The following is a 21772-nucleotide window of genomic DNA, read 5'->3' as shown; positions in this document are numbered from 1 at the left end:
GTGAAATATCTGCGCTTCGAATGACGGTTGGTAATGAGAGAAGGAGGCTGTCATGGAACACGCAGATGTTGTCATCGTTGGATCGGGATTCGGGGGGCTTGCCGCCGCTAAGCAATTGGCCAAATCGGGTATCAACTACGTACTCATCTCGAGCACGTCGGAACATCTCTTCCAGCCACTGCTCTACCAGGTCGCGACGGGTGTGCTGGCTTCCGGCGAGATCGCGCCGCCGATCGCCTCGGTGCTGCGACGACATCGGGAGGCCGACGTCCGGCTCGGCAAAGTGGTCGGCATCGAGCCTGCCACTGCGATCCTCACCTACGAGCACGAGGGGGTGCGTCGGCAGATCCGATACGGCTCGCTGATCGCCGCCACCGGGGCCTCGCAGTCCTACTTCGGGCGCGACGACTTCGCCGACAAGACTTTCTCGCTCAAGACCATCGACGACGCGAGACTGCTTCGCGCCCAGATCGAGCGGGTCTTCGCCGAGGCCGCGGGCGCGGACGAGGAGACGCGGGACAGGCTGCTCAGCTTTGTGGTGGTCGGCGCGGGCGCGACCGGCGTCGAGGTCGCCGGTCAGCTGAAGGAACTCGCGAAAAGGCATTACCACCAGGAAGTTTCGGTAACCCTGGTGGAGGGCGCCGGTGAGGTGCTTCCGCCCTTCGGCGGCGGGCTCTCGGATTACGCGAAGAAGTCGCTCACCAAGAGTGGTGTGGAGGTGTTGGTCGGCACCTTCGTGACCGACATCGAGCTCGGCAAGGTGACGGTCAAGGACACCGACGGCGTCGAGCGCAGGATCGCGGCGGAGACCGTGGTCTGGTCGGCGGGCGTGCAGGCGGGCGGCTTCGCGACCATCCTCGCCGAGGCCACCGGCGTCGAGACCGACCGGGCCGGAAGGCTTTTGATCAACCCTGACCTCACTGTCGGCGGCCACGCCGACATCTTCGCCATCGGCGACATGACCTCGCTCAACGGTTACCCCGGGCAGTCGCCGGTCGCCATGCAGGAGGGTAGGCACGCCGCCGACATCATCCGCAGGAAGCACCGGCCGGGCACCCCGTTCAAGTACTGGGACAAGGGCAGCATGGCGGTGATCAGCAGGTTCAGCGCGGTGGTGAAGCTGAACGACCGCATCACCTTCCGCGGCGTGATCGCCTGGTTCATGTGGCTTGCCGTACACCTGCTGTATCTGGTCGGCTTCCGCAACCGCTTTGCGGCGGTGGCCTCGTGGCTCGTCGCGTTCATCGGGACGGGTCGCCCCGGCTTCGATGAGGTGGAGCGGACTCCGGTGCGAACTCTGGAACGCACCGCCGCCTGACCACACGTTATGACAATCGCGCTGTCCCAGCTCATGGGGCAGCGCGATTTTCTGTGCTCGATAGGTCGTCGAGCAGGCACAAGGCGCGGTTCGGATGCGGGGGCGGGAACGAAATACGACCGTCTGGTGAACGGTCGGTGTGACCATCATCGCGTTCACCGAACCGGCATCGACGCGACACTTCGAGGTTGCTCCGACGCAGTTTCGGGCTGGCTTCATCACGGATATGACTATTTCGTCCGTGTTGACTGCCCCGGCTCGACAGACGGAATCCGGGGTGGAGCGGTCCCGGTATTCATTGGTCGTTTCCTCCGACGCCGAGCACCGCACGGCGGCACAGCGGCTGCGCTACGGCGTGTTCGCCGGCGAGCCGGGCTTCCGGATTCCCGACAACGGCACCGGCCTCGACGCCGACCGATTCGACGAGTACTGCGATCACCTGCTCGTCCACGACGATGTCACCGAGCAGTTCGTCGGGTGCTATCGAATGCTGCCGCCGGACAAGGTGATCGCCGCGGGCGGGTACTACACGGCCACCGAATTCGATCTGAGCCAGCTCGATCCGGAGGGTAACCGGATCGTGGAGATGGGGCGCGCCTGTGTGGTGCCCGATCACCGCAACGGCTCGGTGCTCACCCTCATGTGGGCGGGCATCCTGCACTACATCCAGCTCACCGGATACGAATGGGTGATGGGCTGCGTGTCCGTGCCGATGCAGGACACCCCCGCCGACCCGGCCGGGGTGAACGTGCGCGGTGTCAGGGACATGCTGCTCGGCAGGCACGGCTCCGATCCGGAACGGCGGGTGCATCCCCACCGGCCGGTGGTCGTCGACGGTCTCACGTTGGACGAGATGACGCCGCCGTCGCGGCCCAAGCTGCCGCCACTGCTGCGCGGCTACCTGCGCCTCGGCGCGGAGATCTGCGGCGAGCCCGCCCACGATCCCGATTTCGCGGTCGCCGACTTCGTCGCGCTGCTCGGGCTCGACACGATCAACACCCGCTACCTGAATCGATTACAGGATGCCGCGAACGCACTCGACGGGGGGCGGTGAGGTACATGGTGTTCGACGCGCCGCCCGCACAGCACACCGCACACGCGTGGATGCCGTCGAGCCCATGCGGGCCCGGTTGCATCGAGCAGATCGATGAGGTCGGGACCGGCCGGGTCATCGCCCGGCTGCTCGGCGTGGCCGGGTTGCTGGTCAGCTTCCCGGTGGTGAACGTCGCCACCCCGCGGGGCAGGCGTGAGCAGCTCCAGCGGCGCTACGCGCGCATGCTGCTCGGCTGTCTCGGCATGCAATTGCGCGTTGTCGACAACCGGGTGACGACCTCCGGTGCACACAGTGCGTCGTCCGACGCACGTTTCGCCGATCGTGGCGAGGGCGTGCTGATCGTCGCCGGTCACATCGGCTGGACCGACGTGGTCGTGATGGCCGCAGTACAGCCCCTCGGATTCGTGGCGCGCGCGGACATGGTCGAGTGGCCGGTGCTCGGCGGTTTGGCGAAGCTGATGCGCGTCATCCCGATCGAACGCGAGCGGCTACGTGAACTCCCCGGCGTGGTCGCCCGTCTCGGCGCGCGCCTCGCGGCCGGTGACCGAGTCGCAGTCTTCCCCGAGGGAACCACTTGGTGTGGCCGCGCCTACGGCACCCTGCGCCCCGCCCTGTTCCAGGCCGCGATCGACACCGGTAGCTCGGTCCAGCCGGTCCGGCTGCGCTACGTGGACCGCCACGGCGCACAGTCCACGGTCCCCGGCTTCGTCGGAGAAGACACCTTCGGCAGCTCCGCGAAGCGAGTCCTCAAGTCCGCAGGCATGGTGGCCGAGGTAGTGCTCGAGCCCGTCGAGTACCCCGGCCTGGACCGACGCGATCTGGCTCGCCGCTGCGAACTCGCGGTGCGCGGCACCGAACAATCACGCCACGGGGTGCTCGCCACCCAGGAATGGATCGAGGCAGGTGCCACGCGCGTCCAAGATCCGGAGCTCTCGGTGGCCGCACCCGAGGTCCTGAACCGGCCTGCTCGACGGTTGCGCCCCTTCCGGCGGAGCTCTCCGCGCCGGGTCGACGCGGCCGATCCACGGATCGGGTCCGATCCCGCGGAAACGGCGGGCACCGGTGCGAACACGCCGAAGTACACCGCCGTCACGCCGGATGGCCGCGTCCGCTGATCGGTCGGGATAAGGGCGAATCGTCGGCGGCTATCGTTTGCTGGAATTGAACTCGGTATCGGGATTCGGTAGTTCCACGGGCCGTGGTCAGTTCCACGGGCCGTGGTCGCCAATCTGGCCGATCTGTTCACGCGGCGGGTGATCGATCGCCGATTTGCCTGGAAGTGGCGTGCCTACGCGGGCTCACACTCGCGACCGACCGATCAACATGGCACTTGGTAACCGCACCCGTGGTTCGGACGAAGCCCTGAAATGAGACCCGGGGCATGAGCACACCCCCGCTTATACACCGAAGTAGTTGAAACTAGTGCAATCAGCGGCGGGATAGCGCATTCTTAGTTAATCGGAACGGTGCCTACAGTTCATGACGTACCTCGGATTGGGACGACGCATCATGTCCACCTCGCACGGACAACAGGCGCTGCGTTACGAACCGTACTCAGTGGCCGGCGAGCGTGCGCAGCAACAGTCGGCTGACGGTGCCATGCTGTCCCACCGTGTCGGCCACGGAATTCGGCGCGAGATTCCACTCGATCCCGACGAGCCCGGTGTCACGATCGGTCGGTCGAAGGCAGCCGACATCACTGTGACCGCCGACGCGGCTGTGTCGCGACTGCACGCCATCATCGAGCGGGTGTCGGACTGCTGGGTCGTCATCGACAACGGGATGTCGACGAACGGGACCTTCGTCAACGGCGAGCGCATCGGAGGGCGCCGGATACTCAACTCCGGCGATACGGTCCGCATCGGAGAATCGGTGTTCATCTTCACCGACGGCCACCCGCCCGAAGGCGAAATAACGATTGTCCCGATCAGCCTGCCGACCCGGAATGACCTGACCGACGCCCAGTATCTGGTTCTGGAGGCGCTGTGCCGCCCCAGCGATGCTCAGACTACTTACAGCTACCCCGCGTCGAACTGGCAGATTGCACACGATCTGTGCCTGAGCGTGGCCACGGTCAAAACCCACCTACGGGCAATATTCAAAATATTCCAGGTCGAAAACCTGCCACAGAACCAAAAACGCGTGCTTGTGGTCGAACGTGCCATCGCGTGCGGCGTGATTGTCAATCACGAGGGGTAGGACTCCGGCCGGAGTGTGTCGTTGATGTCGGTTCACGGCCCCATCACAGCGGTGCCGAGCAGCAACTCCTCTCGGTCGATACGGTCTCCAGCTAGATCGGTTGGAAACCTGCGCCGACGCCACCGCGCGCGTTGACGTCGTCGATGATGGCGGCCATTGTCCCGCCGAGCTGCGGTCCGAGGCACGGCACGGTCAGATATCCGTTGACCATGCCGACGAGCGTTGTTCCGACCGTGACCGGCCCGCCGGAGTCACCGGGAAGGACACATATCTGCGTCCAGGTCCAGGTGTTGGATCCGAACACATCTCCGTAGGTCAGTCCGCAGGTTTGGCCCGTGGTGTAGCCCTGCTTGCAGGCGATATCCGGGAACTGTGCCGGACCGCCCAACCCGGTGATCGTCGTGTTGCCCACGCGGTTCACGGGCACGACCTTGCCGGGATCGAACTCGATGACGGCGTAGTCCATCTCGGTGTACGTGTAGGCGAAGGTGCCGACTGTGCCTGCGTCACGGTTGGCCTCGGCGGCGACCTCGGTACCCGCCTCACCGCAGTGCGCTGCGGTGAGCCCGACCAGCCGACCTGCGGCATCGTGCCCAATCGTGGTGAGTGTGCATATGCCCTGGTCGCCGACGACCAGGCCGGAGCCGCCGCCCAGCATCGACGGACCTGCCGCATGCGCGGTGCCTATTTGTGCTCCGACCAGCATTGCGCCCGCTGCACATGCAACGGCAGCCCTCGCGAGTTTCATGAACATGTCCAATCCAATCGTCCGGGCCGCGACTATCCTGTGCGGCGCGAATAACGTCTGCACATTTCCTTGACGGGGTCTGTCGCCACCGTGGCGTCAGGCCCCGTCGTCAGGTGTTCTTTGGCATGGAATCTGGTTGGAGTTGCGTCGTAGTGACGACAGTATGACGGTCACCACACGATCGGGTGTGTGACGCGCGGCGTTGTCTGCATTGTTGTGATGCTGTCGAGCGGGTCACACAAGGCAGATACCCGTAAAGAACGGGAAGACCCCCGGGACGAAGCAGGTCCACCACAGGAAGGGGTTCCACCACAAGACGGCAGGTTCGACCTGTACGGGGACTGGCTCCGAGGGTGCCACCTGAACAGGCAGCGGGGATTCGGCCGGTGCTGCGGTCGCAACGCCGGTGCCGATGGCGATCATCGGTGCGAGCGCCACCGCTGCCACGGCTACGCGGATTTTGGTCGTGTTCATGATGCTTCCTTAAGTGAGCGCTTCCGGGTCGCCCTCTTCCCTGAAGGCTGCCCCATGTGAACACCACCAACTCTGCTCGTAGAGTGCGCGGGCGATCTTCCTCCCGCGGGTTGGAAACACTCACACCTCGGGTGGAACCGAGGTCGTCGTCGGAATCAGGGGTGACTGCGAAGAAGCTGCGGCGCAGGCTCCGGGAATACCGGAAGGTGGCCGGCGGGTTGCGGATCGTAGGTGAAACGTGGACACATCGGAGACAGCGGGGGATACCCCCAAGATCTGCAGGTCAAGGCTGGGATAGGCTTTATCGGTCATGAAGTCGGGTTTTTCGGGTCAGCTCAACGGTGCGCCCAAGACGGTCTACCTCGATCATGCGGCGACCACACCGATGCTGCCTGCCGCCATCGAGGCGATGACGGCTGCTCTCGGGCTGACGGGCAATGCGTCGTCGCTGCACAGTTCGGGGCGGGCGGCGCGGCGGCTGCTGGAGGAGGCGCGGGAGTCCATCGCCGCGGATCTGGGCGCCAGGCCCTCTGAAGTGATCTTCACTTCGGGCGGCACCGAGAGCGACAATCTGGCGATCAAGGGCATCTATTGGGCCCGGCGCGATGCCGATCCGCGGCGGACGCGGATCATCGTGGGCTCGACCGAGCATCACGCGGTCATAGACACCGTCGAGTGGCTCGAGCAGCACGAGGGCGCACAGGTGACCTGGCTGCCGGTGGACGGCGACGGCGTCGTCTCGCCGCGTACGCTGCGGGCGGCGCTGGCCGAACATGTCGACGAGGTCGCGCTTGTGACCCTCATGTGGGCCAACAACGAGGTCGGGACAATTCAGCCGATCCGCGAATTGACTGCTGTCGCACAGGAATTCGGTGTTCCGATGCACAGCGATGCCATCCAGGCCGCCGCTCAGCTGCCGATCGACTTCGGCGCGAGCGGCCTCTCGGCGGCGAGTTTCGCCGGGCACAAGGTCGGCGGGCCGCACGGCGTCGGGGTGTTGCTGCTCGGCAGGAAGGTGCCGTGTGTGCCGCTGCTGCACGGCGGCGGGCACGAACGCGATCTGCGTTCGGGCACCTCGGATACAGCGGCGGCGGTCGGGCTCGCCACCGCGCTGCGCCAGACGGTGGCCGAGTTACCGACGCGCACCATCGAATTGACCGGACTGCGTGACGAGCTGATCGAGCGGATCCGCGACATGGTGCCCGATGCGGTGCTCAACGGCCCCGCAGGCGAGCAGCGACTGCCAGGCAATGTGCACTTCACCTTCCCCGGCTGCGAAGGCGATTCGTTGCTGATGCTGCTGGACGCGGCCGGCATCGAGTGCTCGACCGGGTCGGCCTGCAATGCGGGCGTTGCCTCGCCGAGCCACGTGCTGATCGCCATGGGCGTCGAGCCGTGGCAGGCCCGTGGTTCTTTGCGATTTTCGTTGGGGTACACCTCGACCCGCGCCGATGTGGACGCGTTGACGAGGGTGTTGCCCCAGGTGGTTGAACGGGCCAGGGCCGCGGGTCTGGCCGGTGCGAAGGGAGGTGTCTGATATGCGAGTACTCGCCGCGATGAGTGGTGGTGTGGACTCGGCGGTGGCGGCGGCACGTGCCGTCGACGCTGGTCACGAGGTGGTCGGCGTGCATCTTGCGTTGTCGGCGACACCCGGCACGCTGCGCACCGGTTCGCGCGGTTGCTGCTCGAAGGAGGACGCCGGTGACGCACGGCGCGCCGCCGACGTGCTCGGAATTCCGTTCTACGTCTGGGATTTCGCCGACCGCTTCAAGGAAGACGTGATCGACGATTTCGTCGCGGCCTACGCGGCGGGCGAGACACCGAACCCGTGCCTGCGCTGCAACGAGAAGATCAAGTTCTCCGCGCTCGCCGACCGCGCGGTTGCGCTCGGCTTCGACGCCGTGGCCACCGGGCACTATGCACGGCTGGAGGACGGGGTGCTGCGGCGCGCGGTCGACGCCGACAAGGATCAGTCCTATGTGCTTGCCGTGCTGACGGCACAACAGCTTTCGCGGGCCATGTTCCCGGTGGGTGACACCCCGAAGCCGCAGATCCGCGCGGAAGCCGCCGAGCGCGGTCTCGCGGTGGCAGACAAGCCCGACAGCCACGACATCTGCTTCATCCCCTCCGGTGACACCCGCGCGTTCCTCGGTGCCAAGATCGGCATCCGGCCCGGTGCGGTCGTCGACAACGACGGCCAGGTGCTCGCGAATCACGAAGGCGTGCACGGGTTCACGATCGGCCAGCGCAAAGGCCTCGGCCTGCCAGGTCCCGCCGCGGACGGTAAGCCGCGCTATGTCACCGACATCGATCCCGACTCGGGCACCGTTCGCGTCGGCTCTGCCGAAGACCTGGAGGTCTGGGGCGTGCAGGCCGATCGCGCGATCTGGACCTCCGGCGCAGCGCCGGACGGGCCGATCGAGTGCGTCGTGCAGGTGCGTGCCCATGGTGGCATGGCCCCTGCGATCGCCGAAGCGGTCGGTACCGGACTGACGGTGCGCCTGCGCGAGCCGCTGACCGGCGTGGCCCGTGGCCAGGCGGTCGTGTTGTACCGCCCGGATGTCCGCGGCGATCAGGTGATCGGCAGTGGGACTATTTCGGGCACGGTGCGCGATGCGGCCGACGAGTCCGACGCGGTGAGTGGCGCGAGCGCGACGCAGTGACCGTCGCCGGTGCGCGGCACCAGGCGACATGCAGACGCATCCTTTTCGGCACTCCGGCGTGCGCCGGGGTGCAACCCACGATGAGGCGCGAGCCTCGTACAGAGGTGGCACGGTGAGCGAGATCGCCAAGGTAGCCGGCGAAGTCGACGCGAAAGAACTGGTGCGTATCCCCGGCGGCATTGCGACGGCCGTCGGCTCGTGGCCGGGCACCGATCCACGCGAGGCGGCGACCACCATCCTCGGTGAGCTGCCGGATCTGGCGCATCTGGTGGAGTTGCCCGGGCGCGGCATCGGGGCGGACATGCTCGGCCGGGTTTCCGCCCTGCTCGTCGATATGCGATTCGACACCACGACGCGGGGCTACCGGCTGGCCCCGCGACCCGGTGCGACGTCCCGGCGCGCACGGGACCTGCTGCGAGCGGATCTCGATGCGCTCGAAGAGGCTTGGGAGACATCGGGTTCGGCGGGCACCGGTCGCATCGTCAAAGTGCAGGCCACCGGACCGCTGACCCTCGCCGCGCAGGTGGAATTGCCCGGTGGGCACCGTATCCTCACCGATTCCGGTGCGGTGCGTGATGTTTCGGAATCGTTGGCGGAGGGTCTTGCTCAGCATGTGTCCGAGGTGCGCAAGCGGCTCGGCGCGGAAGTGGTTCTGCAACTGGATGAACCGTCGCTGACCGTGGTGCTGCAAGGCTCGCTGCGCGGCCCGAGCATTCTGAATACCGTGCGGGCGCTGCCCGAACCGGAGGCTCTTGCGGTACTGGATGCCGTGATCACCGCACAATCCGCGCCGGTGTTGGTACACAGCTGCGCCGAAGCGCCCGCGCTGGCTTTCCTGCGCGGCAGCGCCGCCGCGGCGATCGGCTTCGACATGGCCGCCATCGGCACCCGCGACCTTGACCATATCGGCGAAATCCTCGACACCGGAAAACAATTGGTTCTCGGTCTGGTGCCGACGGCACCCCCGGCCATGCCGGCGACCTGGCGTGACTTCGCCGAACCCGGCGTCCGGCTCGTCGATCGCCTCGGTTTCCCGCGCAAGACGCTCGCCGAGCGGATGGTGATCGGCCCCGCGTGCGGATTGGCGGGGGCTCCGCTGGAATGGGCGCGTACCGCACTGCGTGTGTCCGCGGAAGTCGCGCGCGCCTACGCCGAAGAACCGGAATCGCTGACCTTCGACTGACCGTCGGCCGCCACCGTGCCGCCCGATCGGAATCGCGTCATCGGGGGCGGCGACGTGCGGGAACGTGCCATCGAGATGTCGGTGGGCTCGGCTAATGTGCGTTGGGTGAGTGACAGCGACAGTGCGGCGGTCCCGGCGACGGCAGAGCAGCGGGTGGAGTGGCAGCGGCTTGCGGACGAAGTTCGTGAGCACCAGTTCCGCTACTACGTGCGCGATGCGCCGATCATTACCGACGGTGAGTTCGACACCTTGTTGCGGGAGCTGCAGGCTCTGGAGGAGCAGCATCCCGACCTGCGCACGCCCGATTCGCCGACCCAGCTGGTCGGCGGCGGGTTCGCGACGGATTTCACCGCCGTCGATCACCTCGAGCGGATGCTGTCGCTGGACAATGTGTTCGACTTCGACGAGCTGCGCACCTGGGCGAGCCGGGTGGAGGCCGAAACCGGGTCGAACCTGCACTACTTGTGCGAGGTGAAGATCGACGGTGTCGCGCTGAACCTCGTCTACGAGAAGGGGCGCCTCGTGCGTGGTGCGACCCGCGGCGACGGCCGCACCGGTGAGGACGTCACACTCAACGCCCGCACTATCGAGGACATCCCCGGCGAGCTGACGCCGAGCGACGAGTTTCCGATTCCCGACCTGCTCGAGGTGCGCGGCGAGGTGTACTTCCGGCTGACGGACTTCGAGACGCTCAATGCCGCCATCGTCGCCGAAGGCAAACCTCCGTACGCGAACCCGCGCAATACCGCGGCGGGCTCGCTGCGGCAGAAGGATCCCGCGGTGACCGCGCGGCGCAGGCTGCGCATGATCTGCCACGGCTTCGGGCGCATCGAGGGATACACCCCCGCCTCGCAGCATGAGGCGTATCGTGCGCTGGCGGCCTGGGGGCTGCCGGTGTCCGAGCACACCAGGCGGGTGCAGGGCATCGACGCGGTGATCGAGCGCGTCGCCTACTGGGGCGAGCACCGCCACGATATCGAGCACGAGATCGATGGTCAGGTGATCAAGGTCGACGAGATGGCGCTGCAACGCCGCCTCGGCTCGACCTCGCGGGCGCCACGTTGGGCGATCGCCTACAAATACCCGCCGGAAGAGGCGACGACCAAGCTGCTGAACATCGAGGTGAACGTCGGCCGCACCGGCCGCGTCACCCCGTTCGCAGTGATGGAGCCCGTCTTCATCGCGGGGTCAACGGTCGCGATGGCGACGTTGCACAATGCCTCGGAGGTCAAGCGCAAGGGTGTGCTCATCGGCGACACGGTCACTATCCGCAAGGCAGGTGACGTGATTCCCGAGGTGCTCGGCCCGGTGGTGGACGCGCGGACCGGCACCGAGCGCGAGTTCGTGATGCCGTCGAACTGCCCGGAGTGCGGCACCGAGCTGGCACCGCAGAAAGAAGGCGACGCCGATATCCGTTGCCCGAACCAGCAGTTCTGTCCGGCCCAGTTGCGGGAGCGCGTCTTCCATGTCGCGGGCCGCGGCGCTTTCGACATCGAGTCGCTCGGGTACGAGGCCGCAGGCGATCTGCTGAAGTCGGGTGCGATCACCGACGAGGGCGATCTGTTCGACCTCACCGAGGAGCGTTTGCTCACCACGACGCTGTTCGCCAATAAGAACGGTGGCCTGTCTGCGAACGGCAAACGGCTGCTGGAGAACCTGCGGGCCGCCAAGGATCGACCCCTGTGGCGGGTGCTCGTCGGATTGTCCATCCGGCATGTCGGCCCGACGGCGGCGCGGGTGCTCGCGCGCGAATTCGGCAGCCTCGACCGGATTCAGGACGCATCGGCGGAGGAACTCGGCGCGGCCGACGGCGTAGGCCCGACCATCGCCGCGGCGGCGGCGGAATGGTTCACCGTCGACTGGCACCGCGCGATCGTCGACAAGTGGCGGGCCGCAGGCGTGCGGATGGCGGACGAACGCGACGAGTCCGTCGAGCGCACGCTGGAGGGTTTGTCGATCGTGGTGACCGGTTCGCTGCAAGGGTTTTCGCGAGACGGCGCCAAGGAAGCCATCCTGGTGCGCGGTGGCAAGGCATCCGGCTCGGTTTCCAAGAAAACCGCGTTCGTGGTCATCGGTGAGGCCCCCGGCTCGAAGGCCGCGAAAGCTGAGGAGCTCGGTGTGCCGATCCTCGACGAGGACGGCTTCCGGCGGTTGCTCGAAGCGGGACCGGAAGTGGTCACGCCGGGTGCGGACGCGCAGGACACCGCCACCGAGGACGCCGTAGCGGAGGAGTAGGGCGGGTCGGTCGCGTCGCGGTCGCAGTCCGTCGTTGCCACGGTCGCAGTCGCGATCGTAGTCGGTTCGGGGGCGTTGGTGTGCCGACCGTGAACACTTCTTGACCTCAACTGTGGTTCAGGTATGAGGATCGAGTGGTAGGCAACTATCAGGAGTGCACCATGGTTCACCGCCCTACCGCTCTCATCACGGGCGCTTCCGCAGGATTCGGTCTCGCACTGACGCGTTCACTGGTCGGACGCGGCTGGCGGGTGATCGGCACCGCCCGCCGCGCCGACCGACTCGAACGCGGGCGTGCCGAACTCGGTGACGCCGTGCTCGCGGTGGCCGGCGACATCACCGATCCGGCGCATCGCGCCGAGTTGGCCGATATCGCGCGACGGATCGGATACCTCGACCTCGTTGTGAACAACGCGAGCAGGCTCGGTCCGAGCCCGATGCCGCGCCTGGCGGACTATCCGCTCGACGAACTCGAGCGGGTTTATCGCACTAATGTCATTGCCCCGCTGGCGGTTCTGCAGTTCGCGCTGCCGCTGCTCGGCTCCGCCGGTGTCGCGATCGACATCAGCTCGGATGCCGGCGTCGAGCCGTACCCGGACTGGGGCGGTTACGGTTCGTCGAAGGCGGCGCTCGATCAGTTGACCGCCATCTTGGCCGCCGAGCATCCCGACGTGTCGATCTACGCCTTCGATCCCGGCGATATGCGCACCGAAATGCATCAGGCTGCGTTTCCCGGTGACGATATCTCCGATCGTCCCGCGCCCGAGACCGTCGTCCCCGCGCTGCTGCGGCTGATCGAGGAACGTCCGAAGAACGGGCGCTATACGGCAGCCGATTTCGCTACGGGGGTGGCCGGATGACGTCGGTTCTCGCCGACTGGGCGCGCATCCTGCCGCCGGAGCGCAATGCCATCGCACCGCCGGAGGCGCGCGGTCTGGCGCGCGACGAGGTCAGGATGCTGGTCTCTGCGGATCGGCTCACCCACACCAGATTTCGCGAACTGCCACAGCACCTGATGCCGGGCGACCTTGTGGTGGTGAACAATTCGGCCACCGTGGCCGCGGCCGTGGACGGCACGATCGAGGGCAACCCGGTCACACTGCACTTCTCCACCTGGCTCGATGCGCAGGCCGAACCGGACACGCAGGTGATCGACGCCGCGAATACCACTGCCGCAGACACTTTCGGCGGTTGCCCCGGGCGGTGGGTGGTGGAAGTGCGCACCGTGGATCGCACGCCGGTACCCGAGGAAGAGCTGGACGCAGGCACCGAGATCCGGCTACCGGAAGGCGTGGTGGCCACCCTGCGCGAGCCATGGTTACCCGGTGCGCGCCGACTATGGATTGCCGAGCTCGCCGGCGACCCGCAGCGGCTGCTGGAGCGCCACGGTTACCCGATCACCTATTCGTATGTGCCACAACGCTGGTCGTCGTCGTACTACACGACGGTCTTCGGGCGCATCCCCGGCAGCGCGGAAATGCCGAGCGCGGCACGGCCGTTCACCCGACGACTGGTGCTTGACCTGGTGAGCTCCGGAGTCGCGATCGCGCCGATCACACTGCACACCGGGGTGTCCTCACCGGAAGCGGGAGAACCACCCAGCCCCGAACGCTTCGCCGTCTCCGCCGCGACCGCGCGCAGAGTCAACGACGCCAAAGCGGCGGGAGGCCGCATCATTGCCGTGGGTACCACGGTGACGCGAGCCCTGGAAACCACCGCGGACCACACCGGGCAGGTCCACCCCGCCCACGGGTGGACCGAACTCGTCCTCGGTCCCGATCACCCGGCCCGCACGGTCGACGGCATCATCACCGGCTGGCACGCCCCCGGCGCGTCGCACTTGGATCTGCTCGTCGCGGTGGCAGGCGAACCGGCCGTGCACGAGGCCTATGCGACGGCCCTGGACGCCGCGTACCTCTGGCACGAGTTCGGCGACAGCGCCCTGCTTTTCGGTGCGGGTGGTGCTCGGCGTTAGGACGGGTTGATGGTCACCGTGGCGTTCAGCTGACCGGCGATTTCGATTCGCCCGCACTGACCGTTGCTCAGATCGAGGTGCCGGGTGGCGGTCTTGGTCTTGCCTGTCTTGATGGTCGCGTCGACGATCACGTTGACCCGCCCCACCGAGCACACCTTGGAGATGGCGGGCGATCCGTCGAAACTGACCGTGCCACCACCCTGACAGGTATTTGTCTCGTTAGTAAAGAAGAGTCGCGCTGTGCCGTCCGGGCACGGCGCCTCGGCGACGGCCTGAGGAGCAGCGACGACGATCGACCCCAAGCCGAGGGCGGCGACGATGGAGCTTCGGACCACAAGACGACGAACGGTCAATTCCATCGTTATCCATCCAATCAAAACAGTTGGTGCAATAAGCACCACGAAGCAACCGTGGCGCCAGCATGCTAACGCGCCCGGCGCACTCCCCGCACCACGAATGGGTCGCGTACCTGCGAAGAAAGCAAGAAATCCGGTGTCGATGAGCGGTATCCGTGCGCATCGTGCAGGGTCGCCGCTATCGACCGTTTCCGCTGGTGTGGGCCGCCGATAGCGCGATTTCGGATGCTGGAGTGCAGCGCCCGCGGTCGGATTTTCCGGGTAAGTGCGGCGCGGTCGGAGGTGGCGGTGTCGCGGCGCCGCGGAGGAAAGGACAGGATGGCGGGATGCTGCGGAGTTTTCAGGTGACCAACCACAGATCGTTGGCGGATCGGCAGGAGTTGCGGTTGAGCCGGGGGAGCGGGCCGGTGGCGGTGCCGGTGACCGGGGTGCACGGCGCGAGCGCCGCGGGGAAGACGAGTCTGATCGATGCCCTGGGGCAAATGCGGGACGCGGTGCTGAATTCGGTGACGGGGTGGGATCCGTATGCGGGGCCGGTGCGGTCGCCGCATCTCGGCTTCCCCGATCGGCCTTCGGAATTCGTGGCGGGTTTCGTCGCCGAGGGCGTCCCGTACACCTATGGCTTCGAATTGGACAATGCCGATGTCACGGCGGAGTGGTTGCATGCGCATCCGCGCTCGCGCAAGCGAATCGTGTTCGAACGCAACGGAGAACAGATCAAGATCGGGCCGATGTTCGAGGCCGCGCGTTACGGCATCGCCGCGCTGATCCCGTTGGTGCGTCCGAATGCCTTGTTGCTCAGCCTCGCCGGTCAGATGTACGCCGAAGCGCTTTTCCCCGCCTATCGCTGGTTCTCCTCGATGCTCGAGGTACAGCAAGGCCCGGCGGCGGCCACGGCGGTCGCCCACCGACTCGGCAGCCATGTCTCGGCGTCCGGTGACAATGCGGTGCGATTGCTCATGCTGCTGCGCACCGCCGATCTCGGCATCACGGATCTGCTGATCGCGGAGAACGACCCGCTGTACGCCGATTACCTCCGGGATCTGGACGGCGATATCGCGGGGACCGCCAAACAGCTCGAGCTGTGTGCTTCCTCTCCTGGTCACGCCGACAATCTGTTGCGGGAGAACGGGATTACCGAGGTCATGCTCGACCGTGAACTGAGCAATCTGAAGTCGGCGCGCGATGCCCTCTACACGAGGATGGTGGCCCGTCGCGGCGTCGGCCTGAGCCTGGTGCACGCCGGCATCGACAACGCCTTCGACATCACCGACGAATCCACCGCCACGCTGTCGCTGCTGCGCCTGCTGCCTGCCATGTTGGACGCACTCGATTCCGGCCGAGTGCTTGCCGTCGACGACATCGGCGCCGACCTCCCCGCCGAGGAGACCGACCGTCTGATCCAGCTCTTCCAGAATCCGGAAACCAATTCCCGTGGTGCGCAATTGATCTTCACCACCAACAACCGTGCCCTGATCGATCGGGGCAACGGCCGTTCGCAACGAACGCGCACCGCCGTCTGGCAGGTGCGTCGCACCGAAAACAGCACCAGCGTGCTCGTGGCTCGGTAGCTGCTGTACGGGTGCGGTCGTCGATCACGCTGCCTGATCGGTGGCACGATCGTCGACCGCACGTGGGGGAGGCAATCGCAGGATTCGGTGGGACAGACCGTGCTCGCCGTGGCGTGGCTGGTTGCGGCACCCAGTGCCAATATCATGGTTGACATGCTGGAGTTCGGGATGCTGCTGATCATGGTCACCGCACTGGTCGGCTGGTTGGTGATCTACCTGCGTGGACGCCGGGGGATTCAGCCCACAGAGGCCGAAACGGGTGCGCTGTACCTCACCGGGGTGAGCCCACGCCCCGACGCCACCGGCGAGCAGTTCGTGACCATCACCGGCAATCTGACGGGTCCCACGGTCCCCGGCACGGTGGTGTACGGCCGTTTCGTCTGGGACACGAACGAGTGGCCGTCCATCGGCGACTATCTGTCGGTCGTCTACCCGCCGGGCAAACCGGAACGCTTCCAGCTCGCCGACCCGAGCGCGCGGCCCGACCTCGGCAGCTGAGCGCCGCATGGGTCGCGAACGCAGGCTGTGAGCTGCGGCACTGCCGCTCGGCTGTGACGCAGCACGCTCGGCGGCGAATGGGAGGATGCCGGTATGAACGCTGCCGGTAGGGATGTGAAGGACAAGGTCGTGGTTCGGACCGCCCGGCCGGACGAGTACGACGCCATCGGCGAGCTGACCGTCGAGGTGTACGTCAGCGAAGGGTACGTAGTCCCCGACAGCCCCTATGCTGCGGAGCTTGCCGACATCACGCATCGCGCAGCGTCGGCGCAGGTGCTGGTTGCCGCGCACGGCGACCGCGTTGTCGGGTCACTGACCGTGGCTCGGCCCGGCACACCGTATGCGGAGATCGCTCGACCGGGGGAACTCGAGTTCCGCATGCTCGCGGTCTCGAAGACGGCGCGCGGCCTCGGCGCGGGAACAACGTTGGTGCGCACCGTGCTCGAGATGGCGACCACGGAATCGTTCGGCGCGGTGGTGCTCACCACGATGCCCGCCATGGTCGATGCCCGCCGAATCTATGACCGCTTCGGATTCGTGCCTGTGCCGGAACGGGATTGGTGTACTCCCGCGGGCGAGCAACTGACCGTGCTGCGCCTGCAGCTGACCTAACCCAATACGGTCGCGACGATGCCGGCCAGGTATCCGAGCCGCGCGACCTCGGAGGGGCGGAAGTCGGGGCCGCCGGGTCGCCCGAGCAGCAGTACCTTCCCGGTGTTGCCGAGCGGTGCGGCGGCCAGCTTGGTGTCCATGTCGGTCCAGATCTGCGGGACCCACTCGGCCTCCGGATCCAGGACGGCGGGCTTCTCGAGCGGCATCCACGGCGCCGAACCGGCCTGGGTCTCGGGGGCGCTCGGGCTGCCGACAACGCGGTAGGCGCCCTGCGGACCCATGTCGATGACGGTGCTCCAGCCGACGCGCAGCACCCGGGGCACGCCGTCGACGAGCACCTGCAGGCGGTCGTCACGGGCGCTGGCGACCTGGTCGATCAGTTCGAGTTCGCGATGAGTGTCGAGCACGCCGGAGTACGGGCGAATGGAATCCACGCGCACATCGGGGATCGATTCGGCGGCGGTGATCAACGTGTCGGGCAACGCGCCCTGCGGCACCTCGACGACGAGGTCGTCGATCGCGAAGCCTGCCCCACGCTCCACGACATCCAGTGACTGTATGTCGGCGCCGACGGAGCCCAGTGCGAGCGCGAGCGCACCGAGGCTTCCCGGTCGATCTGGAAGTTGCACGCGGAGCAGGTATGACACGTGCTTTCCTTTCCTTGGCAGCCGAGCGTGGTGAACGGATACCCGGGTCACGCAATACTTACACCCCGGAGTGCCGGTTATCGACTCGAAGCCCGTCGGGTGATCGATACCACTCGGCGATTTCGTGCGAATGCGGCGTGTCACGCTAGTACGCGAGGTGTGTCGTCGTGCGTCCGGCTCCTGTGGAAGCGGGCCGCCGTCGAGTCGCTAGGCTGTGCGTGGCCTATTAAGCACGCTCAACAATGCCGAAAGGGGTTCCGCGGTGCCCGCCATCTCCCGCGACGAGGTCGCACACCTCGCCCGGCTGTCCAGGCTCGCCCTGTCCGAGTCCGAACTGGATCAGTTCGCCGGTCAGTTGGATTCGATCCTGAGCCACGTGCGGACCATCTCCGAGGTCGCCGCCGCCGATGTCCCCGCCACCTCCTCGCCCAATCCGGCGACGAACGTGACCCGCCTCGATGCGGTCGTGCCATGCCTGACTCCGGAGCAGGCGCTGTCGGGCGCCCCCGCGGTCGAAGAGCAGCGGTTCCTGGTGCCGCAGATTTTGGGAGAGGCCGAATGAGTTCAGCATCGCGTAGCGATTCGGTGAGGGGCGGCGGTCGGGAGACGGGTGGGCACGAGCTGACCACGCTGTCTGCGGCCGAGCTGGCAGGCAAGATCCACGATGGTGAGGTGTCCTCGGTGGAGGTCACCCAGGCGCATCTGGATCGGATCGCGGCGGCCGACGGCGAGATCAACGCGTTCCTGCACGTCTCGGGGGAGCAGGCGCTCAGCGCCGCGGCCGCGGTGGACTCCGCGCTGGCCGCGGGTGCCGCGCCTGCCTCGCCGCTGGCCGGAGTTCCGTTGGCGCTCAAGGACGTGTTCACCACCACGGACATGCCGACCACCTGTGGATCGAAGATCCTCGAGGGCTGGGTCTCGCCGTACGACGCGACACTGACCACCCGGCTGCGTGATGCGGGCATCCCGATTCTCGGCAAGACCAACATGGACGAGTTCGCGATGGGCTCCTCCACCGAGAACTCTGCGTACGGCCCGACCCGTAATCCGTGGGACACCAGCCGGATTCCCGGCGGCTCCGGCGGTGGTTCGGCGGCCGCGCTCGCCTCGAATCAGGCGCCGCTGGCCATCGGCACCGACACCGGCGGATCGATCCGTCAGCCCGCCGCGGTGACGGCGACCGTCGGGACCAAGCCGACCTACGGCACGGTGTCCAGGTACGGCCTCGTCGCGTGCGCGTCGTCGCTGGACCAGGGCGGCCCCTGTGGGCGCACCGTGCTCGACACCGCGCTGCTGCACGAGGTGATCGCCGGGTACGACCCGCGCGACTCCACCTCGCGTAAGGTCGCCGTGCCGCCGGTGGTCGCCGCGGCGCGCGAGGGCGCGAAGGGTGATCTGCGCGGACTGAAAGTCGGTGTGGTGAAGGAACTTCACTCCGACAGCTACCAGCTGGGTGTGCTCGCCTCCTTCGACGCGGCGGTCGCGGTGCTCACAGAGCTCGGCGCCGAAGTGGTCGAGGTGTCGTGCCCGCACTTCGAGTACGCACTGTCCGCGTACTACCTGGTGATGCCGAGTGAGGTGTCGTCGAATCTGGCTCGATTCGATGCCATGCGGTACGGCCTGCGCGTCGGTGACGACGGTCAGCACAGCGCCGAGCAGGTCATGGCCGCGACGCGCGCCGCCGGATTCGGTCCGGAAGTCAAGCGCCGCATCATGATCGGCACCTACGCACTGTCGGCCGGGTACTACGACGCCTACTACGGCCAGGCGTTGAAGGTTCGCACCCTGATCGCGCGCGACTTCGACACCGCCTACGAGAAGGTCGATGTGCTCGTCTCGCCGACCAGCCCGTTCACCCCGTGGAAGCTGGGCGAGAAGGTCGACGATCCGCTGGCCATGTACCTGTCGGACCTGTGCACCCTGCCCACCAACCTGGCGGGACATCCGGCCATGTCGGTGCCGTCCGGGCTGAGCAAGGACGACGGCATGCCGGTCGGCCTCCAGATCATGGCCCCCGCGCTTGCCGACGACCGCTTGTACCGCGTCGGTGCGGCCTACGAGGCCGCGCGCGGACCGATCAGCTAGTTAGAACGAAACGGTGCGGTCGCCCGAGCCCTCAGGGGTTCGGGCGACCGCCCTATTTCTCATGCGGGCCAGGTGAATTCGGGGTCGGTGAGATAGTCCTGGCGGCGCTGGTCCAGTGCCATGGCCACCATCTGGTGGGCGCCCGGTCCGATTACCTTGCGCACCGGCGGGTTCGGCAGGTTCACGAGCTCGAGCAGTCCTGCCGCGGCCACTTCGGGCGCCGCCTCGACCCACTCCGATTCGACGTCGGCCGGCGGCGGCGGCGGTTCGCTCGGGTCCGGGTAGTTCGGCATGCCGAGGATGGCCGTGCGGAGCCCTTCGTAGGCGGGCAGTCCGGAGCCGAACTTCATGCTCGACTTCGCCCAGTCGGTATCGAAGCCGCCCAGCTGCGCGAGGGTGACGGAAATCCCCAGTGGCCGCAGCTCGTCCGCGAGCGAGGCGCTGAATCCTTCCAGCGCCCATTTGCTCGCGTTGTACATCCCGAACAGCGGCAGGCTGCCGACCGCGCCGACCGTCGAGATCTGCACGATGTGCCCCGACTTCTGCTCGCGCAGGTGTGGTACGGCGGCCTGTGAAACCCAGAGGGCGCCATAGAAATTGGTGTCCATTTGGTCGCGGATCTCGGCCTCTGTCAGTTCTTCGATGGCGCCGACGAGGCCGTAGCCCGCGTTGTTCACGATCACGTCGATGGTGCCGCTCACCTCGAATGCCCGGTTCACGGTGGCGATTACCCGATCGCGGTCGCGAACATCCAGGGGCAGCACGGTCAATCGGTCGTCGGCGAGGTCGGCCATGGACTTCGGGTCGCGAGCGGTCGCGACAACGTGGTCACCGCGGCCGAGGGCGGCGACGGTGAAGGCCCGGCCGAGTCCGCGGTTGGCGCCGGTGATGAACCAGGTTCTGGTCACTGTGTCGATCCTTTCGTCGCGAGACGCTCCGTCTCGTTGAAGAGAATGCCAAGCGAATCCGACCTTGTCAAGACGATACGGCTCGTCTCGTTTCTGTTACAGTTCAGGCATGGTCGACACCCCTAGCGCCGCCCGGCGCAGCGAACGCGCCCGCGCCGCGATCCTCGCCGCTGCCACCGAACTCATTCGCGAGCTGCCCTACGGGAAGCTGACGGTCGAGGCGATCGCGGCCCGCGCCGGGGTCGGCAAGCAGACCATCTACCGCTGGTGGCCCTCGAAGGGTGCCGTCGTTTTCGATGCCATGCTCGAGCTCTATACCGGCCCGGACGGTCTCGTGCTTCCCGACACCGGTGACATTCGCGCCGATCTGCGCGAGCTGGTGCGCGGCGCGATCGTCGAGCTCACCGATCCTGGGTTCGAGGCGTTTCTGCGCGCGATGTACATCGAGATCCAGCAGGACCCGGAACTCGGCGCGGCCTATCGGGAGCGGCTGCTGCTTCCCCAGCGTGCCGCCATCGCGGAGCGGCTCGCCTCGGGTGTGCGGGCCGGTCAGCTACGCGCCGATGTCGACCTCGACTTCGCCGTCGATCTCTTGCTCGGTCCGATCCAAAGTCGTTGGTCGGTCGGTCTTCCCGGACTGACCGAGGCATACGCCGATGCGACGCTGGAGGCCGCACTAGGGCACCTCAGCGCCTGAATTCCGGGTCGGCAGCGGGAACCTCGGGGTGGACCGGACGAGCAACGAGGCGAATGCGCCCGACCGTCGCCTGTCAGGGGGTGCGCAGCGATTCGGCCTGCTTGCGGATGCCCTCGGTCATGCCGGTGAAGCCACGCTCGAGGTTCTTGCCGAGGACGGCGCTCACCACGGGCTGGAACCAGCCCGCGAGTTCGAAGTGGGATTCGTACCGGGTGCGATCGCCGTCCAACGCGGTGACGGCGTGGGACCGCAGGCTGTGCAGGGTGCCCAGCGGCACCGGCTTCATCGAGTAGCTGAGTTCGCGGCCGGGCGTGTGTGAGCGGATCCATTCGCGCTGGCGCCTCGGCTTCGCGCCGGATACCTGCACAAGCATGTCGATCGGCTCGCCGGGAACGAGGGTGCTGCGGCATTCGGGAACGAAGGGATTCCACTCGCCGTAGCGGGCGAGATCGGTAATCACCTCCCACACCAGGTCGACGGGTGCGTCGATGTCGACGGAGGCGTCGATGACAAAGGCCATGAGGGAAAACTAGAACATGTTTCAGCTGT

Annotated in this window: 22 protein-coding genes; 16 read left to right on the top strand and 6 right to left on the bottom strand. The window is 66.8% G+C overall.

Annotated features, from left to right (window positions below; all coding sequences use genetic code 11):
• The first annotated feature begins 52 nt into the window (after positions 1 to 52).
• The 4 genes from OHA42_RS33370 (at position 53) to OHA42_RS33355 (ending at position 4571) form a co-directional block, all read left to right on the top strand.
• Complete coding sequence (locus tag OHA42_RS33370; RefSeq protein WP_406231851.1) at positions 53 to 1318, top strand: NAD(P)/FAD-dependent oxidoreductase; 1266 nt, start codon at positions 53 to 55, stop codon at positions 1316 to 1318.
• Between the two features lie 226 nt (positions 1319 to 1544).
• Complete coding sequence (locus tag OHA42_RS33365; protein ID WP_406231849.1) at positions 1545 to 2372, top strand: GNAT family N-acetyltransferase; 828 nt, start codon at positions 1545 to 1547, stop codon at positions 2370 to 2372.
• 5 nt (positions 2373 to 2377) lie between these two features.
• Complete coding sequence (locus OHA42_RS33360) at positions 2378 to 3487, top strand: lysophospholipid acyltransferase family protein (protein WP_406231847.1); 1110 nt, start codon at positions 2378 to 2380, stop codon at positions 3485 to 3487.
• A 394-nt stretch (positions 3488 to 3881) separates the two neighbouring features.
• Entirely contained in the window at positions 3882 to 4571 is a 690-nt protein-coding gene (locus tag OHA42_RS33355) for an FHA domain-containing protein (RefSeq protein ID WP_406231846.1), read from the top strand.
• Positions 4572 to 4662: 91 nt separating this feature from the next.
• Here the strand turns inward: OHA42_RS33355 and OHA42_RS33350 are convergent, their stop codons facing one another.
• Both OHA42_RS33350 and OHA42_RS33345 read right to left on the bottom strand, forming a co-directional pair.
• Positions 4663 to 5325: a serine protease gene (locus tag OHA42_RS33350; protein ID WP_406231844.1), complete on the bottom strand. Its 663-nt coding sequence runs from the start codon at positions 5323 to 5325 to the stop codon at positions 4663 to 4665.
• A gap of 228 nt (positions 5326 to 5553) precedes the next feature.
• Positions 5554 to 5793: a hypothetical protein gene (locus OHA42_RS33345; RefSeq protein WP_406231843.1), complete on the bottom strand. Its 240-nt coding sequence runs from the start codon at positions 5791 to 5793 to the stop codon at positions 5554 to 5556.
• 310 nt (positions 5794 to 6103) lie between these two features.
• Here OHA42_RS33345 and OHA42_RS33340 point away from each other — a divergent pair, with 310 nt between their 5' ends.
• The 6 genes from OHA42_RS33340 (at position 6104) to OHA42_RS33315 (ending at position 13849) form a co-directional block, all read left to right on the top strand.
• Positions 6104 to 7330 (top strand): cysteine desulfurase family protein, encoded by a 1227-nt coding sequence (locus OHA42_RS33340; protein WP_406231841.1) that lies wholly within the window; start codon positions 6104 to 6106, stop codon positions 7328 to 7330.
• A gap of 1 nt (position 7331) precedes the next feature.
• Positions 7332 to 8456 carry a tRNA 2-thiouridine(34) synthase MnmA gene (gene mnmA, locus OHA42_RS33335; RefSeq protein ID WP_406231840.1) on the top strand — a complete coding sequence of 375 codons (1125 nt, stop codon included), beginning with the start codon at positions 7332 to 7334 and terminating at the stop codon, positions 8454 to 8456.
• A 121-nt stretch (positions 8457 to 8577) separates the two neighbouring features.
• Positions 8578 to 9639, top strand: coding sequence for a methionine synthase (locus OHA42_RS33330; protein WP_406239786.1), 1062 nt, complete (start codon positions 8578 to 8580; stop codon positions 9637 to 9639).
• Between the two features lie 105 nt (positions 9640 to 9744).
• A complete protein-coding gene (gene ligA, locus OHA42_RS33325) occupies positions 9745 to 11874 on the top strand; it encodes an NAD-dependent DNA ligase LigA (RefSeq protein WP_406231838.1) in 2130 nt (709 codons plus the stop codon).
• A 161-nt stretch (positions 11875 to 12035) separates the two neighbouring features.
• Positions 12036 to 12734 carry an SDR family NAD(P)-dependent oxidoreductase gene (locus OHA42_RS33320; RefSeq protein ID WP_406231836.1) on the top strand — a complete coding sequence of 233 codons (699 nt, stop codon included), beginning with the start codon at positions 12036 to 12038 and terminating at the stop codon, positions 12732 to 12734.
• Positions 12731 to 13849 (top strand): S-adenosylmethionine:tRNA ribosyltransferase-isomerase, encoded by a 1119-nt coding sequence (locus OHA42_RS33315; protein ID WP_406231834.1) that lies wholly within the window; start codon positions 12731 to 12733, stop codon positions 13847 to 13849. Before OHA42_RS33320 ends, OHA42_RS33315 begins: the two co-directional genes overlap by 4 nt.
• Here OHA42_RS33315 and OHA42_RS33310 read toward each other — a convergent pair.
• Positions 13846 to 14250 carry a hypothetical protein gene (locus tag OHA42_RS33310; protein ID WP_328404386.1) on the bottom strand — a complete coding sequence of 135 codons (405 nt, stop codon included), beginning with the start codon at positions 14248 to 14250 and terminating at the stop codon, positions 13846 to 13848. The two genes, OHA42_RS33315 and OHA42_RS33310, sit on opposite strands and share 4 nt — an antisense overlap.
• Positions 14251 to 14531: 281 nt before the next feature.
• On the opposite strand from OHA42_RS33310, the gene OHA42_RS33305 reads away from it, so the two are divergent.
• The 3 genes from OHA42_RS33305 to OHA42_RS33295 all read left to right on the top strand — a co-directional run bounded on the left by OHA42_RS33305 (position 14532) and on the right by OHA42_RS33295 (position 16886).
• Positions 14532 to 15776, top strand: a complete 1245-nt coding sequence (locus OHA42_RS33305) for an ATP/GTP-binding protein (protein ID WP_406231832.1) — start codon at positions 14532 to 14534, stop codon at positions 15774 to 15776.
• Positions 15777 to 15929: 153 nt separating this feature from the next.
• Positions 15930 to 16274: a hypothetical protein gene (locus OHA42_RS33300; protein ID WP_406231830.1), complete on the top strand. Its 345-nt coding sequence runs from the start codon at positions 15930 to 15932 to the stop codon at positions 16272 to 16274.
• A gap of 93 nt (positions 16275 to 16367) precedes the next feature.
• A complete protein-coding gene (locus OHA42_RS33295; protein ID WP_406231829.1) occupies positions 16368 to 16886 on the top strand; it encodes a GNAT family N-acetyltransferase in 519 nt (172 codons plus the stop codon).
• Here the strand turns inward: OHA42_RS33295 and OHA42_RS33290 are convergent.
• Positions 16883 to 17533, bottom strand: coding sequence for an amino acid-binding protein (locus OHA42_RS33290; RefSeq protein ID WP_364902382.1), 651 nt, complete (start codon positions 17531 to 17533; stop codon positions 16883 to 16885). The genes OHA42_RS33295 and OHA42_RS33290 overlap by 4 nt on opposite strands.
• Positions 17534 to 17795: 262 nt before the next feature.
• Between OHA42_RS33290 and gatC the strand changes: the two genes are divergently transcribed.
• Positions 17796 to 18095 carry an Asp-tRNA(Asn)/Glu-tRNA(Gln) amidotransferase subunit GatC gene (gatC, locus tag OHA42_RS33285; RefSeq protein WP_406231828.1) on the top strand — a complete coding sequence of 100 codons (300 nt, stop codon included), beginning with the start codon at positions 17796 to 17798 and terminating at the stop codon, positions 18093 to 18095.
• Positions 18092 to 19618, top strand: coding sequence for an Asp-tRNA(Asn)/Glu-tRNA(Gln) amidotransferase subunit GatA (gene gatA / locus OHA42_RS33280; protein WP_406231827.1), 1527 nt, complete (start codon positions 18092 to 18094; stop codon positions 19616 to 19618). The genes gatC and gatA overlap by 4 nt, the downstream gene beginning before the upstream one ends.
• Before the next feature lie 59 nt (positions 19619 to 19677).
• On the opposite strand, the gene OHA42_RS33275 is transcribed toward gatA, so the two are convergent.
• Positions 19678 to 20526, bottom strand: coding sequence for an SDR family NAD(P)-dependent oxidoreductase (locus OHA42_RS33275; protein ID WP_406231826.1), 849 nt, complete (start codon positions 20524 to 20526; stop codon positions 19678 to 19680).
• A 109-nt stretch (positions 20527 to 20635) separates the two neighbouring features.
• Between OHA42_RS33275 and OHA42_RS33270 the strand changes: the two genes are divergently transcribed.
• Positions 20636 to 21223 (top strand): TetR/AcrR family transcriptional regulator, encoded by a 588-nt coding sequence (locus OHA42_RS33270; RefSeq protein ID WP_406231825.1) that lies wholly within the window; start codon positions 20636 to 20638, stop codon positions 21221 to 21223.
• Positions 21224 to 21296: 73 nt separating this feature from the next.
• Here OHA42_RS33270 and OHA42_RS33265 read toward each other — a convergent pair whose 3' ends face one another.
• The gene (locus OHA42_RS33265; protein ID WP_406231824.1) at positions 21297 to 21743 is read right to left on the bottom strand and encodes an SRPBCC family protein; all 447 of its coding nucleotides are present in this window, start codon (positions 21741 to 21743) and stop codon (positions 21297 to 21299) included.
• Positions 21744 to 21772: the final 29 nt, after the last annotated feature.

It is taken from the genome of Nocardia sp. NBC_01009 (assembly GCF_045208035.1).
Taxonomy (GTDB): domain Bacteria; phylum Actinomycetota; class Actinomycetes; order Mycobacteriales; family Mycobacteriaceae; genus Nocardia.
This window is presented reverse-complemented; position numbering and strand designations above follow the sequence as displayed.

What these genes read in the sequence shown, in the direction of transcription:
- OHA42_RS33370 (WP_406231851.1), top strand. Translation starts at nt 53, where the DNA reads ATGGAACACGCAGATGTTGTCATCGTTGGATCGGGATTCGGGGGGCTT.
- OHA42_RS33365 (WP_406231849.1), top strand. Translation starts at nt 1,545, where the DNA reads ATGACTATTTCGTCCGTGTTGACTGCCCCGGCTCGACAGACGGAATCC.
- OHA42_RS33360 (WP_406231847.1), top strand. Translation starts at nt 2,378, where the DNA reads ATGGTGTTCGACGCGCCGCCCGCACAGCACACCGCACACGCGTGGATG.
- OHA42_RS33355 (WP_406231846.1), top strand. Translation starts at nt 3,882, where the DNA reads ATGTCCACCTCGCACGGACAACAGGCGCTGCGTTACGAACCGTACTCA.
- OHA42_RS33350 (WP_406231844.1), bottom strand. Translation starts at nt 5,325, where the DNA reads ATGTTCATGAAACTCGCGAGGGCTGCCGTTGCATGTGCAGCGGGCGCA.
- OHA42_RS33345 (WP_406231843.1), bottom strand. Translation starts at nt 5,793, where the DNA reads ATGAACACGACCAAAATCCGCGTAGCCGTGGCAGCGGTGGCGCTCGCA.
- OHA42_RS33340 (WP_406231841.1), top strand. Translation starts at nt 6,104, where the DNA reads ATGAAGTCGGGTTTTTCGGGTCAGCTCAACGGTGCGCCCAAGACGGTC.
- mnmA (WP_406231840.1), top strand. Translation starts at nt 7,332, where the DNA reads ATGCGAGTACTCGCCGCGATGAGTGGTGGTGTGGACTCGGCGGTGGCG.
- OHA42_RS33320 (WP_406231836.1), top strand. Translation starts at nt 12,036, where the DNA reads ATGGTTCACCGCCCTACCGCTCTCATCACGGGCGCTTCCGCAGGATTC.
- OHA42_RS33315 (WP_406231834.1), top strand. Translation starts at nt 12,731, where the DNA reads ATGACGTCGGTTCTCGCCGACTGGGCGCGCATCCTGCCGCCGGAGCGC.
- OHA42_RS33305 (WP_406231832.1), top strand. Translation starts at nt 14,532, where the DNA reads ATGCTGCGGAGTTTTCAGGTGACCAACCACAGATCGTTGGCGGATCGG.
- OHA42_RS33300 (WP_406231830.1), top strand. Translation starts at nt 15,930, where the DNA reads ATGCTGGAGTTCGGGATGCTGCTGATCATGGTCACCGCACTGGTCGGC.
- OHA42_RS33295 (WP_406231829.1), top strand. Translation starts at nt 16,368, where the DNA reads ATGAACGCTGCCGGTAGGGATGTGAAGGACAAGGTCGTGGTTCGGACC.
- gatA (WP_406231827.1), top strand. Translation starts at nt 18,092, where the DNA reads ATGAGTTCAGCATCGCGTAGCGATTCGGTGAGGGGCGGCGGTCGGGAG.
- OHA42_RS33270 (WP_406231825.1), top strand. Translation starts at nt 20,636, where the DNA reads ATGGTCGACACCCCTAGCGCCGCCCGGCGCAGCGAACGCGCCCGCGCC.
- OHA42_RS33265 (WP_406231824.1), bottom strand. Translation starts at nt 21,743, where the DNA reads ATGGCCTTTGTCATCGACGCCTCCGTCGACATCGACGCACCCGTCGAC.